Source organism: Allobosea sp. TAF32 (assembly GCF_052113585.1).
GTDB lineage: Bacteria > Pseudomonadota > Alphaproteobacteria > Rhizobiales > Beijerinckiaceae > Allobosea.
The window spans coordinates 40,203-55,777 of record NZ_JBFRDM010000004.1; the positions used below are offsets into that span (position 1 = coordinate 40,203).

Genomic DNA, 15,575 nt, shown 5'->3' on the forward strand with positions numbered 1-15,575 from the left:
GATCCCCCCGGGATGCCGCCTCTGCCGGTGGCTTGCACGCAATATGACGGCCGCTCCCAATACGGCCAAGCTCGACACTGGTTGACCTCGCGCCCGGCTTGCGCGACGCCGTTGGGACAATGAGTCCGATGCAACAATCCCGTGTTTTCCTTGGCGTCACCCGTTCGGTGCTCGGTCGTCCCTGGCGCGACCGGCTCGATACGGCGGGTCTCGGCCGGGCGGAGGCCTTGTCCCAGCGCGAGGGGCTGTCCGATATCCTGTCGCGCCTGCTCGCTTCTCGCGGCGTCGAGCCGGCCGAGGCGATGCGCTTCCTCGAGCCGAAGCTGCGCGACCTGCTGCCGGACCCGGCCGTCCTCACCGACATGGAGCCTGCGGCGGCGCGGCTGGCGCAGGCGGCGATGCGTGGCGAGCGCGTCGCGATCTTCGGCGACTACGACGTCGACGGTGCCTGCTCCTCCGCGCTGCTCGCCGGCCTTCTGACACAGGGCGGGGCGCGCCCGCGCATCCATATCCCCGACCGGCTGATCGAGGGCTACGGCCCCAACAGCGAGGCTATCCGGATGCTCGCGGGCGAGGGCGCCACGCTCCTCGTCACGGTCGATTGCGGCACGACCAGCGAGGAGCCGCTGGCAGAGGCCCGCAGGCTCGGCCTCGACGTCGTGGTGCTCGATCACCATCAGGCGCCGGAGCGCTTGCCGCCGGTCGAGGCGCTGGTCAATCCGAACCGGCAGGACGATCTCTCGGGACTTGGCCATCTCTGCGCTGCCGGCGTGGTCTTCCTCGCGCTGGTCGCCACCAGCCGGGCGTTGCGCCGGCAGGGCCATTGGGCGGTGCGCGGCGGCGAGCCCGACCTGCTGGCGATGCTCGATCTCGTCGCGCTGGCGACGGTCGCCGACGTCGTGCCGCTGCAGGGGCTGAACCGCGCCTTCGTGCGGCAGGGGCTGGCGATGATGCGCAGCCGCGCCCGCCCTGGCCTCGCGGCGCTGATGGATGTCTCCGGCCTTGATGGGCCGATCCAGCCCTGGCATCTCGGCTTCCTGCTCGGGCCGCGCATCAATGCGGGCGGACGCATCGGAGACGCCGCGCTCGGCGCGCGCCTGCTTCTGAGCGATGACGAGGTCGAGGCGCGCAGCATCGCCGCCGAGCTCAACCGCCTCAACCAGGAGCGTCAGGAGATCGAGCGGCTCGCCGTGCTGGAGGCGGTGTCGCAGGCCGAGCATGAGCTCGCCGGCATGGCCGAACTGCCGGTCCTGCTCACCGGCAGCGCCGATTGGCACCCCGGCATCGTCGGGCTGGTCGCGGCACGGCTCAAGGAGCGCTTCCGCCGCCCAGCCTTTGCGCTCGCGCTGAACGGGGAGGGTGGGGCGACCGGCTCCGGCAGGTCAGTCGCTGGCGTCGATCTGGGCCGGGCCGTGCGCGCCGCCGTCGAGGCGGGGCTCGCGGTCAAGGGCGGTGGCCATGCCATGGCGGCTGGCGTGACGCTGGCTAGCGGGCAGGCCGCGCCGTTCCACGCGTTCCTGAACGACCATCTCGCCCGCGAGGTCGGCGCCGCCGGCGAGGCCGAGGCGCTGCTCGTCGACGCGGCGCTCAGCGCCGGCGGCGCGAGTCCGCGGCTGATCGCCGAGATCGAGAAGGCCGGGCCGTTCGGTTCGGGCAGCCCGGAGCCGGTCTTCGTCTTCCCGGCGCATCGCCTGACCGACGCCGTCGAGATCGGCAGCGGTGGCCATGTCCGCATCAAGCTGCGCTCGGGCGATGGTGCCAGCGTTGGCGGGATTGCCTTTCGCGCGGCGCAGGAGCCCTTAGGGCAGGCTCTGTTCGGGGCGCGTGGCGAAACCGTACATCTGGCGGCGACGCTCTCGCTCAATCGTTGGGGCGGCAACGAGACGGCGGAGCTGCGCATCCTCGATCTCGCTCGCCCGGTCTAGCAGATCGTCATCGAAACCGAGTCATCCACATTTCTTGTGAACGGGCGCTTGCAGAGCGGCAGGCCTGCCACTATACCTCGCCCCGCTTCGGCACGAACCTTCCCGGTTCGAGGCAGAGCGACCTTCGTCTATCGGTTAGGACACCAGCCTTTCACGCTGGGGAGACGGGTTCGACTCCCGTAGGTCGCGCCACTCTTTTAAGGGTGGCTTAAGTAGCTGAAATCAAACGATAAAATGATGCGAAAAATCGAGGGTGTTCCCCGCGATGTCCCCCATTTCTGTCCCCCGCTACAGGGGGGCTGGCGTGCCGACCGCGCACGAATGCCGGCGCAGGCCTTCATTCGGCTGCGCTTCGATGCCGGCGAGGCCTATCAGTTCGACTGGAGCCATGAGGCGATCGAACTCCACGGGCTGCCCGTCGTCGTGAAGGTCGCCCAGATGTGGCTGGCCTATAGCCGCATGCCGAGCGTGCGCGCCTATTTGCCAGACGCAGGAGATGGTCTTCGATGCGCATGACGAGGCCTTCGCCTTCTGTGGCGGGGTTGCCGGCGGCATCTACGACAACGTGAAGACGGCGGTGGAGACCGCCTTCGTCGGCCGCGCCCGGGAGTTCAACCGGCGCTTCCTTCAGCTCTGCCGCATCGCCTGGTCGAGCCGGTGGCCTGCACATCGGCGGCCAGCTCGGAGAAGGGTCGAGTCGAGAACCAGATCGGCACGATCCGCGATCTGCTGTATGCCGAGGGTCATGTCGTGGGGCGCCTGCATGTTGTCACGCTGATGCGGCGCATGGGGATCGAGGCGCTCTATCGCAGGCCGAACACCTCGAAGCGGGTTCCGGGTTATCCGATCTCTCCCCACCTGCTGCGCAAGCTGCCGGTGACCGCACCAACCAGGTCTGGGCGATGGACATCACCTGCATCCCGATGGCGCGAGGCATCGTCTATCTCGCGGCTGTCATCGACTGGTTCAGCCGCGGCATTGTCGCGGCGACGCCGACCAGGGCACTCAGTTCGCCAGCCGCGAGTTTACCGGCCTGCTGATCGGCGCAAATATCAGGACCAGCATGGACGGCAAGGGCGCCTGGCGCGACAACGTCTTCGTCGAACGCCTCTGGAAATCGCTGAAATACGAGGGGGCCTATCTGCGCGCTTATGCCAGCGTGTCGGAGGCGTGCGCCTCGATCGGCCGGTATCTCGACTTCTACAACGGCCGGAGGCCTTGTCAGGGGCTGGGGCGCCAAACCCCCGACCAAGCATACTTCAACACGCTGCTGCCAATCCCGGCTGCGGCATAATCGAGGCTGGAACCCACTTAGCAACAGGCCGGAAACTGTTCAGATAAACCGAGCCGGCGATTGCTGCGAGGAGACCGCTTCCTGTCCCGAACCAATCGGGCAATGGGCACCCGACGCTACAGCCTTGTTACGTTTTCCCCCTTGCCAAGTGTCTGCGCCCTGCCATCGCAAGAAAGGCCCAATCGGCGACGGCATCGGCGAAATCGAACCAACGGGCTGGATGGCCGGTGGCACTCAGCCTTTCCAAGTGATTGCTGAAGGTAGCCTTGTCACGTTCGAACCAACGCAGGCGAAGAAGGCGGCGAATATAGCGCCGCCTCTGCTGAACGAGACGGTGACGGTACTCTTCCTGCTCCAGCACGATCGGGCCGTACCGGACTAAAATTTGCAGCCGATCGAGAAGCGCAAATCCGAGCTTTACATGAACGTCATAGGCATTGCTATCGTGAATCCGCCTAATTGCCAGACCTTCATGGATAAACGCAAGGTTGTTATGCAGGCAAGCGCGTAAAGCAGCCTCAGCATCAAGGTAAGGAAGAAGATTTTCGTCATAAAATGAACGGCTCATGTCGATCAGGGATCGACGAAACAGAAAATGCGTCCCCGAAAATACCGTATTATCCTCGCGCAAATAGGCGCGAATAATTGATATTCCGTCGAAAACGGTCTGATTTCGAGGAATGTTTTCGTCGCGGAGGTGGTCGGAGTATTCGAGGCAACCAACCGCAACCACATCGGGATGCTGTTCTGCGAGCTCGATTTGTCGGCGAATAGAGTCGGTAGTCATCAAATCATCGGCGCATAGGAGCCGGAAATAGCCAGCCTCGGCCGGCAAAAGATTGAGGACAGCGTTGAAATTCGCCGCCATGGGGATCGTGCTCGGATTACGATGGCTCAGGATCGGGACTCGGCCATTCGCATGCTGCGCAATAATCTCCGGAGTGGCGTCCGTGCTAGCATTGTCCAGAATGACGTGAACGAGATTTGGATAATCGAGCGATTGCACGCACGCTATGGTATCAGCCAAATACTTCTCGCCATTGTAGACCGGCGTCGCGATGACGACGAGCGGGAATGCCGACTTTGAGCGCATGATCCGCTTCTCTCAGTTCATGTTAGCGCGAAGTCCCAGACGAAATTTATTTCCCTACCTCTCCACTGCCGTTTACAGCGTCAACTTTTTCTAGCCAGATCTCTCGCCACCACGTGTATATATTTCTTGGACAAAACAATCTATTCTCGCTGTAACTGGAGCGGCAGTACGAATTCTCCAGAATGACAGCGGGTGTTTTGAGCCGCCGCATAAGCCCGGTCCTCTCATCGACGAAAGTCTCCACGCGCGTTTTTACCTGCATAACCTTACCACAATAGGGAACGAGCTCAGCATCAAATCTCATGCCTCGGTTCTGATTGGACGCGTCGATCGTTTTCCGGATTTCCTCAAAGGATCGGACCCGGACCCAGTCCCCGGCTTGTAAATTAAGGTCTGATACCGGCCCGATCGCGCCAGGCGGAAGGTCTCCTGCCCGCCTGGGAAACGGAACGCCGCCCCACAGTGATTGAACCCGATCGTAGAACCAACGTCCAGGACGGCCCAACCTTCGCCTCTTGGCCATGGTCATGTAAATGAATGCGAAGTACAAAAAACCACGCATCATCCTGGGCAGGGAATTATTTCCGGACGCATAGTCCTCGATATACTGGCGTGCGTCCCACCATTTGAGCGGCCGCGTATACTGTAGAAGCTCGGTGGCCTGGCAGAAATACCTTGTATTTTGCTTGGAGTCCGATGCGTGGGTCGCTTTCAACACGTCCTCTTCGGTGCAGCCTGCTGAGAGGCGCCCGGCGTCGGATATTTCCGCGAATTCGCCCTTTTCGACGGGTTTGAGCCAAGCCTGCTTCCAGAAGATCAGGCATCCTGCCTGGCACCCCCCGTAAGCCGCGCCGTCGCACCGATGATTCAAGTGGACACTGTCAGGCAGCCGGCGGCCGACATAATCTCCGCTGACCGTGTCGCAGGTTTTGTGTGCGCTCTTATAGATCTCGAATTTTTGACCACAGTATTCGAACATCTGCGGCATGAACGGCAGTCCATCGAGGCGGCCACCCTTATCGAGCGTTGCAAGGATCTCCTCCTTGCTTCGTACCTCGACCCAGTCACCGGCTCGCATCTTCATGTTGAGCTCCTTCTGTTGATACGTGGTTCGCTCGATCAAGCCCACCCGGAGGCGCGGTGATCCCAGACGATATCCAATTTGACGGGAAAATTCCATGGTAATCGTCATCGACACGACGTAGGGTTCGCGAACAACTTTGCGAACGAAGACCTTCGCGGCTCGAAATCACCGCCCGACCCACCGGGAACGGAAGCATATGGAAGTCCTGAAGCAGCGTACAATTCGAGGCGGCCTCGCCAAGCTTGTCGGCCAGGGGATAACGTTTGCGCTGCGGCTGTTTTACATCGTGGTGATGGCGCGGCTCCTTTCGCCGTCGGAGTTCGGCCTTGTCGCCATGGTCACAGTCATAACCGGAATTTACGACCTGTTTCGGGACGGGGGCCTTTCGGCGGCCGCCATCCAACAAGCAACCGTCACCGAGGAGCAAAAGTCCACGCTGTTCTGGGTCAACATGCTCATAGGCGCGACCCTTACCCTACTTTGCCTGTTGACTGCGCCAATTCTCATTCGCTTTTATCAAGAACCTCGTCTTTTCGGGGTCACGGCGGTGATATCCGGCGGCTTCCTGTTCAGCGCCGCCGGTGCGCAATATGCGGCCATACTGCACCGCGAGTTGCGTTACGTCACGCTGGCTCTGATCGACGTTTTCAGCGTTCTCGTGAATACGGTCACAGCAATCGCGATGGCTGCCACCGGCTGGGGCTATTGGTCGCTCGTTGTACCCTCGGTTGGAATAACAGTTATCAATACTGTCGTGATGTGGCTCGTCGTGGGTTGGAGGCCGGGTTGGCCGCACCGCGATGCCAAGGTGATGGCGATGCTGAAATTCGGCGGAACGACGAGCTTGAATAGCCTCGTCGTTTATATCGCCTATAACCTCGACAAGATTTTGATCGGTCGATTCTGGGGAGCTGATGCGCTCGGTCTTTATTCGCGAGCATATCAACTTATCAATATCCCGACGACGCAACTGAACGGTGCCCTTGGAAGCGTGGCGTTCTCCGCCTTGTCGCGCCTTCAGAATGAGCCTGCGCGATATAAGAACTACTTCATCAAAGGTTACTCGCTCGTCGTTGCTTTGACGGCTCCAATCACACTGTTTTCTGCCGTATTCGCGGATGACATCATTCGCGTCGTAATGGGCCCCCGTTGGGAGGCCGCGGCGACGATCTTTCGCCTGTTGACGCCAACCGTTCTGTTCTTTGGCTTGGTCGATCCGCTCGCCTGGTTTCTGATGTCGAGCGGCCTGCAACGGCGAAGCTTGAATATTGCGTTGGTTCTCGCACCGATTTGTATTGTCTCCTATCTCGCCGGGCTGCCTTACGGACCGACCGGTGTGGCTGCGGCTTTTTCCATCGCGCTGTCCTTGTGGCTTGTTCCRCACATGATGTGGTGCGTCAAAGGCACAAGCATCACGATGACCGATCTACTTGGCGCAATTTGGCCTCCTTTCGGTTCGGCGATTGTCGCGACGATTGCCGCTGTCGCGGTTGAGGCTCTCGTCGGTCACACAGAGCCTGCTCTGTTGAGGGTTGCTCTCAGCGCGAGCGTCATGGCAGCAACTTATTCGGCAATGCTGCTTGTCGTAATGGGTCAGAAAACATTCTATCTGAACCTCATATCCCAGGTGAGGACATAGGTCGTGCTGCCTTGACGGGGCGGCTTCTTGCGGTTTCGAATCTCAGTAAAAATCGCTCGGCGCCAAGGTAAAGGCGCGCGCCGTTGTCCAAGCAGAAATGCCCGCGCGGTCGTTATGCGCTCGACCGAGCGGCCCACCTGTTCCAGCATGAGCGTGCATCTCTTCTGCTTCCGGGGCGTCGGGGCGATTTGGAAACGCTGCTATGGCAGGCGCGGGAAGCGATGGCGTGGCCTCGCCAAAGCCACCGCCCAGGTTCACTTCACCGCCATCGCCTACAATCTCAAACGGACCCGCTCAATCGTCATGGCAGCCGTTTGAGCGCGGAAAAGGCCACTGTAACCCAGCGCCCAACACTCGCATCGAGCGGGCCGCAAACCGCCAAATCCGCGCCGTCTACGCCTACCCGCGCACAGGTCTCACAAGAGGCGATCGAAGCGTGATCGTCCAGGTCGAAGAAGCGCTCGGTGAGTTCCTCGCGATTCCTGGCCTTGGCCGCCTCTGGTGATGTTTGCGTCGGCCTCGCCGGCGACGATCCGGCGAGCGCCAAATGGACGTATTATGGATAAGCCCAGAACAGCTTGTCGTCGAGAAGGCCGCTTTGGCGATGCTTCATCAGCATTTTGAGCCGGGTATAGGGCGGCGCACGGAAGTCATCCTCGCTCATGGCGATACGCTCAAATACATCATGCATTTGGCGGGCGCCGGATTCCGCAGTCCAGCGCGCTTCGAATGTCGGCAACACGTGGCCGATCTTGTCGAAATTCACGCGGTAGGAACGGTTATCCGCGCTCGGCTCGCCGACAATCAACTCGCAACCGGAAAACTCGTTCGCGACGATGCGTGCGATCTCGATAACGCGGTAGTTCTGCTGGTTCGAACCGACATTGAAGATCTGGCCGCGAATACGATCGGGTGGTGCGGTCAGCGACAGATGCACGGCTTGGCACATATCGAGCGCATGAACGAGCGGTCGCCAAGGTGAGCCGTCGGAGAGGAGTTTGATCTGCTTGGTGGTCCATGCGAGGCCGCAGAGGTCGTTCAGCACAATGTCGAAACGCTGGCGCGGCGAGGCGCCATAAGCAGTCGCGTTGCGCAAGAAGCAGGGTTCAAAGTCGTCCCCGGCCATGGCGGAGACATCGTGCTCGACCTTGGCCTTGCATTCCGCATAGGCCGTCTGCGGGTTCACCGGGCTCTCTTCGTCGAGAATCTGGTCTGGAGCGCCGACCCCATAAACTGAGCATGAGGACATGTAGACGAAGCGTTTGACACCGGCTTTGCGCGCGAGTTGTGCCAGCCGTACCGATCCGCCATGATTGATCTCATGTGTCAATTGGGGGTCCTGCTGCCCCAGCGGATCGTTGGACAGTTCGGCGAGATGCGCGACCCCGTCGAAGCCTTCAAGGTCTTCGGCTGTGATTTCACGCAAATCTTTCGTGATGACTGCCGGGCGCGGTCCCCTCATCGGATAGAGCCAACCCTGGCGGTAATAGCCGGTATCGAGGCCAACGGCTTCGATACCCTGCTCGATCAGATACGGACCAAGAAGCGCGCCGATATATCCATCTGCGCCAGTAAACAGCACACGCATGTCTAGACCCCAGCCATCAGAAACCAGCTAATCTGTTCCCAACATACCAACGCGCGAAAGCTTCACATGGCAGCGCACCCCTTTATCCGGCGATCGGGTTGGCCAGCGGTACAGCCCGCTCGCACCGGCATATCGTGGATTAAGTTGCTGAAGCAAAGGAGGCCGGCGTGGAGTTCACGCATCGGCACGATCCGGGACTTCGAAGCCGCAGGCCTGGCTGATCAAGCACATACGCCTCTGCCTCACGACACGCTGCTCAACGAGATCATCATGCCGCAAAATCGCGACTTATTACTAGCAGATTTAATTACCTAAGGGAAGAATGTCTCGGTGCCGCGCTGGCGTATGATTTTTAGGTCGCAAGGGATCATTTTTTATGCGCCCAAGCTTCGAAGCTTGCTATAGTCTTAGATCTGATCCGCAGGGATCGCTCGCCAGTGTCATTTAACTGAATCTTGGGGGGCTGATTTGAAATTCGTCGCTACTAAGCTCGCGGGGGCGTTCATCCTTGAGCTCGAACGCAGGGAGGATGAACGAGGCTTCTTCGCACGGACCTTCTGCCAGAACGAATTCCAAGCTCACGGCCTCAAGGCGACGATCGCACAGGCCAATCTCGCCTCGAACATCCACAAGGGCACGCTGCGGGGCATGCATTTCCAATATCCCCCGGCGGCGGAAACCAAGCTCGTGCGATGCACGCGCGGGTCAATCCTCGATATTATCGTCGACCTGCGTCCGGAGAGTCCCACATTCCTGGAGCATATCGAGGTGGAGCTGAGCCAGGAGAACGGTCGTGCGCTCTACGTGCCGGAGCGTTTCGCGCATGGTTATCAGGCGCTCGAAGACGGGACGGACACCAGCTATCAGGTCGGCGAATTCTATACGCCGAGCGCTGAAGGCGGCCTGATGTACAACGACCCGCGTCTGGGCCTGACATGGCCGCTGCCCGTGACGGTCATCTCGCCCAAAGACCAGGCTTTTGCGCCGTTCGATGCGGTCGAGACCGAGTTGAAGGCCAAAATGGGCTCCAAGCCAGTGTCGGTGGCCGGCTGAAGGAACAGGGGTAGAGCGCCATGCTGATCGTCGATACTGCTCTGAAGAGGCGTGCGGAAGAGAACAACCCGATCCGAGTCGGCATTCTCGGCGCGGGATTCATGTGTCAGGGACTTGCAAACCAGCTCGCGCATTCCGTGCCGGGAATGCGCCTGGCTGCGATCTCCAATCGCCGTCCGGAGCGGGCCCTGAACGTTCTTGCCTATGCCGGCTTCGAGAACAGCAAGCTATCGGACAGGCAGACGGAGCTGGATGAGATCATCCGCTCCGGAAAGCCGGCGGCAACGGAAGATGCCATGCTATTGGCGCGCTCGCCGGAGATCGATGTGCTGGTCGATACGACCGGCTCGGTCGAGTTCGGCGCGCACCTCGTGCTGGAAGCTTTCAAACACGGCAAAGACGTGGTTTTGATGAACGCCGAGATCGATGCCACCATCGGGCCGATCCTGCGGGTGCATGCGCACCGATATGGCCGGATTCTTTCCGCTTGCGACGGCGATGAACCGGGCGTGCAGATGAATCTGGTTCGCTGGGTGCGGGGCCTGGGGCTGACGCCTCGCCTCATCGGCAACATCAAGGGTCTACAAGATCCGTACCGCACCCCGACCACTCAAAAAGCCTGGGCGGAGCGCTGGGGGCAGAATGCGGCGATGGTGACGAGCTTCGCCGACGGCTCCAAGATCAGCTTTGAGCAATCCATCGTCGCAAATGCCACCGGCTTCAAAGTGCTTCAACGGGGCATGTCGCGCGGGCGCGAATACCGCGACGACGTCATGGCGATAGGCAAGCTATACGACATCGACCAGTTGCGAGAGCTCGGCGGCGCCATCGACTATGTCGTCGGCACCCCCCTCACCAAAGTCTTCGTGCTCGCGGAGCATCCTGATCCAAAACAGCAGCACTACCTCAATCTCTACAAGATGGGCGAAGGGCCGCTCTATTCGTTCTTCACGCCTTACCACCTCGTCCATTTCGAGACGCCGCTGTCGATTGCGCGGGTGGTTCTGTTCCGGGATGAGCTGGCGCCGCCGCTCGGAGGCCCGGTGGTCGAGGTCTGCGCGATCGCCAAGCGGGACCTCAAGGCCGGCGAGACGCTCGACGACTACGGCATGTACATGACCTATGGCGAAGCGGTGAATGTCGATGAAATGAGCGCCGGGCGCTATCTGCCAGAGGGTTTGGTCGCCGGCTGCCGCCTCGTCCGCGACATCGCGAAGGACGAGGTCCTGACATATGACGACATCGTCCTGCCGCCCGGACGGCTAGCCGACACGCTTCGCGCTGAGCAATATCGCCATTTCCGTGGCGAGACCTGGCTCGAGGATCTGCTCAAGATTGCGGCGTGATCTCAGCCGGTCGGCCGGCGTCGTAGAAGACGCACATAGGCGCTGCTGAGCGTGTCAAGGCCGCGGCTTCGCAGGCGTCGATACACTGGAAGATGCAGCACGGCGAGGGCGCAAACCCCTGCGTAAAGCAGCCCGGCGGCCGCAATGGCTGCCAGCGCAGGTGCCGTCGAGAGACTTGCGGTTATCAGCGAGAGCGCGAAGCCGATCGCGGCTGCGGTTAGCGTCGGCACGGCGATCACGGCGAGGATATCGAAAATACTGATATTCGTCTGATAAGTGGCCATGAGCATCGAAGGAAAGAACGCGACGTAACGCGAAATGCTGTAACACAGCGCTACGCCCACCGGGCCATATGGAAGCCCCATCAAGAACGAGCTGACATAGATCGGGACACCGATCAGACTCCAATAGAACATGCGATCGGTGCGACCCGTCGAGATATAGATCCAACCGGTCGCGCCCATCGGCACGGATGCCAGCATGCCGAGCACCAGACAGCTGAAGATCAGCTTGACAGGCTGCCATTGGGGGCCGAGCACGATGTCGACGATAGGGGAGGCGCCTCCATAAAGGAGACAGGCCATCGCAGCGCCTACGAGCGTGACGACGCTCAATGCATCGAGATAGGCTTCGCGCCACCTTGCGGGCTCTCGGCGTAGCCGACTCAGCACTGGCACCATTGATGAGCCCAATGGTCCGCTCAGAAAGTTGAGCGGTATCACCAGTAGATTGTAGGCCCGCGAATAGAAGCCGAGTTCGACCGAACCCCAACGGGCTCCGATCAGAATATTATCGAGCTGCTGATGGAAGTAATTCAGAATCATCGCGCCGGTCAGATGGAAGCCAAATTTGAGTGATGCTTTCGCGGCCGACCAGTCTTTCACAATGCTTGGCCGCCAGGGGCAAAGAATCCAGACCGCCGCCGTCGTCGTGAAGGCCGTCACCCATGTTTGAATGACGAGCGCCCAATAGCCGGCGGAGAACAGCTTAGCCGCGATGACGGCGACCACGAGACCGGTTGCAAGAGCGCCAAGCGAGGCGATCTGCAGATCGAGCCAGCGCATGTTACGGGTGAGCAGGGCGGTGGGCAGTCCGCCGAGCGCATAAATCGGTGCGTTCAGGCCGAGCCCGAGGACAACGAGCGGTAAGCGCCGGTCTTCGAAAAACCAAAGTGATGCTGGCGCAGCGACCGCCGAGAGCAGGAACGCCAAGCATCCCATGCCGAGGGCGATCCACATCAAGGCGCTGGCTGTGTTTTGGTCGAGTTCCTCTCGCTGCACCGCGGCCGTCGCCACATTGAGTTCGGTCAGTACGATGACGAAGGCCGTCACCGTGCTGCCCATGGCGACAAGCCCGAACTGGCTCGGTTCAAGCAGGCGCGCAAGCATGGCCGAGCCGGCCAGCTGCAGCGCGAGGCGCACGAACTGGGCGCCTATCGCAATGGCGCCCCCCGCGATCGTGCGTTTCCCGAGAGCATCCCTCAGATGGGGGGGGGACAGCATCCGCTCGTTGACGGCCATCTGCGCCTGGGCATCGCGGTTGCCGATCAATAGGCCCGCCCCCCTTGTAACGCCCGCGCTATCGAAATGGCGGTGCCTGCGGGATCAGATGGTTCGTCAGGGCGTTATCAGATTGAGAAATACATGAAGATATGCTAATGTGCGACTGCGTTAATTTCGTGTCAAGCGGCGTTTATATTTGGAAGGCAAGGCCATGCGTAGGAATGGGCCTGGGACCATCGCTTTCTTCGGTCATTTCAACTCAACGAATTTTGGAAATGAATGTAGTCTTCAGGCCGCTCTGTACAATCTTCGTCGGTTATACCCCGGTTCGAAATTTATCTGCATAACCGATGATCACGAGAACGCTGCAAAAGCTGACGACGTTGAAGCCGTTCCAGTCAACCAAGAGCTGTTCAAATTCTGGGTGGCCAAGACGTCCCTGGGGCGGCTTGTGCGCAGAGCCGTTCTCGGGTTTCCCGCCGAGCTGTGGCGGTGCATTTCCGCAATTATGGTGCTGAGACGCGCGCAAATGTTGATCGTCCCGGGGACGGGATTGCTCACGGATGTCTTCGGGCTGGGGGGGTGCGGGCCCTACGGCCTCTTCAGATGGGCGCTTATTGCGAAGCTCTGTGGATGCCGGCTGCTGTTTCTGAGTGTAGGTGTAGGGCCGCTCTACCGCCGGCTCGGCCGGTTCTTCGCGAAGTCGGCTCTATCGCTGGCTGATTTCCGCTCATATCGGGAGATTTCGAGCCGCGAATACCTCGCGAGTATTGGGTTCAAGGCCGGCTGCGATCCAGTCTACCCGGATCTCGCATTTAGCCTGCCGATCCCGGCCTTGCCGTCAGAGGGAAATAAGGCCCACGAAATCGGCCTGGGGGTCATGAGCTACGCGGGAAATTACAGCGTCCCCAATCCCAGCGCATCGACTGACCAGGATTACTGGGACAAGTTGGTTCGGTTCTCCAGATGGCTGATTTCCCAGGGTTATAATGTGAGGCCCCTCATCGGCGATACAGTGGACGTATCGGCAAGGGACCGCTTTATTCAATTGTTGGGCGAAGGCGCACAAGCACAGGACGACGACGCGATCATTGATGAGCCTGTCACCTCGGTCGAGAGCTTGTTGTCGGCGCTTACCGTATCGGATTTTGTCGTGGCGACCCGCTTTCACAACGTCCTGCTGGCGTTGCTCGGCGGAAAGCCGGTCATTGCCATTTCTTTTCATCACAAATGCGCATCGTTGATGGCTGCGATGGGCATGTCGGCCTATTGTTTGGACATACACGCATTGGATTCAGACGCGCTCATCCAAACTTTCGAGCTCTTGACGGCCGATGCCAGCGACGTCAAAGCCCAAATCGCGCAAAAAGTGCTCGAGTTTCGCGACGAATTGGATGACCAATATAGGCGAGCCTTTGGCGTAGCGGCAGACGCGACCGGTCTAAGAGCCGGATAATCCCAAGCTTTTCGGAGCTGGAGTGCCCCTCACGCGTCGCCGCGTCCGCGATCATGTTTCGCAGATCGCAGAAATGGCCCCCGGCGAACGCCCCCGGGGGGGGGCGGGTGCGGGGGCAGATCCCGCGGGGCAAGAGGCGGCCATTTGCCGATCAGGAGCGATAAGCAAGGCGCTCTTTTGAGAGAGCATCGAACGTGGCAAGCCGGGCCGTCTTGCGCAATGTTACCGACATAAACCGCAGTAAGTTCGCGAACGACATTTCCGCTTGAAGTCCCGTCACATACGAGCGAAACGCTCTGCTCGTCTGCCCGCTGTCGAAGTTCAAATTGCCGATCTCGTACCACCGTTGCGAGATCGAGTTTTTGATCGCGTCTTCCAGCCCGTGCGATTTTATGAAACTGCCATAGGCCCTTTCATACTCCTGCACGACGCGCTGGCTATATTCACAATTCTCAAGAAAATTCTTCGTCAGCCCACCCTGATGAATGCGGTATGTGTGTAAGACGCGCGGAATAACATAGAAATTCGAATTCGTCGCGCATCTCAACCAATAATCATAATCTTCGGCTTGTTTCAAATCTTCGTTAAACAATCCCACCGCCAAAGCGCATGATCTTCGAATGGTAATCCCATTGGTTCCTACAAAATTGACGCGAAGGAGCCATCTCACCGCATCCTGTCGCGAAATTTCTTTCTCAAATGGGAAGTCCGGAAATGCAACCCATTTGCTGAAGTGTCGTTCTGAGCGGCCGTCTTCATGGAGGCGTTCGAAGTCACTACAACAAATATCGACGTTCTCATGCTTGTCCAGAACATCCGCGTGAGCCTCGAGGCGTCGGTCATGCCAATAGTCGTCCGGATCCAAAAACGTGATGTAATCTCCGATCGACGCACCGATGGCGGTGTTTCGCGCTCCAGAAACGCCCTTGTTCGCTTGATATATGTATCGAAGCTTGCCGCCGAACGATGCGGACGCCTCATTGACGACTGACCGGCTATTGTCCGTCGACCCATCGTCGACGACGATAATTTCAAAATCTTGAACTGTTTGTTTTTGGACACTATCGAGCGCCTGCCGAATGAGGTGAGCGTTATTGTAGTTTGCAATCAAGACGCTGAATTTTGGCGTTGCCATTTGGAAACTCCATCCATCCGCTTTATCAAGGTCATCTGACGATGCCAGGAGGCTCTTGGCAGGTTCAGTTTAGAATTCGGTGCAGTCTTGTCCGAGCCAGCCGCAGGAGCGGTTGGCGCTTTTATCATTCCGAGTTCCGGGGTATCGGGGGAGTTCTGTCGCTGGTCGGCGCAGTGTGGGGTCGGCTGGAGCTGCTGTGCTCATCCTCGATGCGTTCAGCGCCTTTGGATTTTGGGTCGCATCTGGCGAGCGGCTCATTGCCTGGCGACGCATGCTCCAGTCCCCCTGAGCTTCAAAAAAATAACGACAGCCGATTGCCGCTGTTCCAGAGCGGTCTCCGCGCGGGAGGGGCTGCGAACAGCAGCACGGATGCGTTGATCGCGCGGCTGAGTTGGAAATCGAGAAGCTCGGACTCTTCCCCCTGCCTGGCCCGGAGCGCGCGCACTCGGTCGCCCTAGTC

Annotated in this window: 11 protein-coding genes, 1 tRNA gene and 1 pseudogene; 8 read left to right on the top strand and 5 right to left on the bottom strand. The window is 59.8% G+C overall.

Going from position 1 to position 15,575, the window contains the following annotated elements; genetic code table 11:
- Positions 1–128: 128 nt before the first annotated feature.
- The 4 genes and pseudogenes from recJ to AB4Z16_RS10245 form a co-directional block, all read left to right on the top strand.
- Complete coding sequence (gene recJ / locus AB4Z16_RS10230) at positions 129–1,925, top strand: single-stranded-DNA-specific exonuclease RecJ (RefSeq protein ID WP_441511239.1); 1,797 nt, start codon at positions 129–131, stop codon at positions 1,923–1,925.
- A 117-nt stretch (positions 1,926–2,042) separates the two neighbouring features.
- Positions 2,043–2,117 (top strand) — tRNA-Glu (locus tag AB4Z16_RS10235).
- A gap of 129 nt (positions 2,118–2,246) precedes the next feature.
- Positions 2,247–2,441 carry a hypothetical protein gene (locus AB4Z16_RS10240; RefSeq protein WP_441511240.1) on the top strand — a complete coding sequence of 65 codons (195 nt, stop codon included), beginning with the start codon at positions 2,247–2,249 and terminating at the stop codon, positions 2,439–2,441.
- A gap of 201 nt (positions 2,442–2,642) precedes the next feature.
- A pseudogene (locus AB4Z16_RS10245) lies at positions 2,643–3,219 on the top strand (transposase); the annotation flags it as partial.
- Positions 3,220–3,346: 127 nt separating this feature from the next.
- Here the strand turns inward: AB4Z16_RS10245 and AB4Z16_RS10250 are convergent.
- The gene (locus tag AB4Z16_RS10250) at positions 3,347–4,312 is read right to left on the bottom strand and encodes a glycosyltransferase (protein WP_441511241.1); all 966 of its coding nucleotides are present in this window, start codon (positions 4,310–4,312) and stop codon (positions 3,347–3,349) included.
- A gap of 46 nt (positions 4,313–4,358) precedes the next feature.
- Positions 4,359–5,504, bottom strand: coding sequence for a hypothetical protein (locus AB4Z16_RS10255; RefSeq protein ID WP_441511531.1), 1,146 nt, complete (start codon positions 5,502–5,504; stop codon positions 4,359–4,361).
- A gap of 88 nt (positions 5,505–5,592) precedes the next feature.
- Between AB4Z16_RS10255 and AB4Z16_RS10260 the strand changes: the two genes are divergently transcribed.
- Positions 5,593–7,035, top strand: coding sequence for a lipopolysaccharide biosynthesis protein (locus tag AB4Z16_RS10260; protein WP_441511242.1), 1,443 nt, complete (start codon positions 5,593–5,595; stop codon positions 7,033–7,035).
- 556 nt (positions 7,036–7,591) lie between these two features.
- Here AB4Z16_RS10260 and AB4Z16_RS10265 read toward each other — a convergent pair.
- Positions 7,592–8,623 (bottom strand): NAD-dependent epimerase/dehydratase family protein, encoded by a 1,032-nt coding sequence (locus AB4Z16_RS10265; protein ID WP_441511243.1) that lies wholly within the window; start codon positions 8,621–8,623, stop codon positions 7,592–7,594.
- 468 nt (positions 8,624–9,091) lie between these two features.
- On the opposite strand from AB4Z16_RS10265, the gene rfbC reads away from it, so the two are divergent.
- Together rfbC and AB4Z16_RS10275 are read left to right on the top strand one after the other, a co-directional pair.
- Complete coding sequence (gene rfbC / locus AB4Z16_RS10270) at positions 9,092–9,676, top strand: dTDP-4-dehydrorhamnose 3,5-epimerase (RefSeq protein WP_441511244.1); 585 nt, start codon at positions 9,092–9,094, stop codon at positions 9,674–9,676.
- 20 nt (positions 9,677–9,696) lie between these two features.
- Positions 9,697–11,022: an NAD(P)H-dependent oxidoreductase gene (locus AB4Z16_RS10275; protein WP_441511245.1), complete on the top strand. Its 1,326-nt coding sequence runs from the start codon at positions 9,697–9,699 to the stop codon at positions 11,020–11,022.
- A 2-nt stretch (positions 11,023–11,024) separates the two neighbouring features.
- Here AB4Z16_RS10275 and AB4Z16_RS10280 read toward each other — a convergent pair whose 3' ends face one another.
- The gene (locus tag AB4Z16_RS10280; protein WP_441511246.1) at positions 11,025–12,572 is read right to left on the bottom strand and encodes a lipopolysaccharide biosynthesis protein; all 1,548 of its coding nucleotides are present in this window, start codon (positions 12,570–12,572) and stop codon (positions 11,025–11,027) included.
- A 148-nt stretch (positions 12,573–12,720) separates the two neighbouring features.
- Between AB4Z16_RS10280 and AB4Z16_RS10285 the strand changes: the two genes are divergently transcribed.
- A complete protein-coding gene (locus AB4Z16_RS10285; protein WP_441511247.1) occupies positions 12,721–13,980 on the top strand; it encodes a polysaccharide pyruvyl transferase family protein in 1,260 nt (419 codons plus the stop codon).
- Positions 13,981–14,131: 151 nt separating this feature from the next.
- On the opposite strand, the gene AB4Z16_RS10290 is transcribed toward AB4Z16_RS10285, so the two are convergent.
- Positions 14,132–15,115: a glycosyltransferase family 2 protein gene (locus AB4Z16_RS10290; protein ID WP_441511248.1), complete on the bottom strand. Its 984-nt coding sequence runs from the start codon at positions 15,113–15,115 to the stop codon at positions 14,132–14,134.
- Positions 15,116–15,575 lie beyond the last annotated feature (460 nt).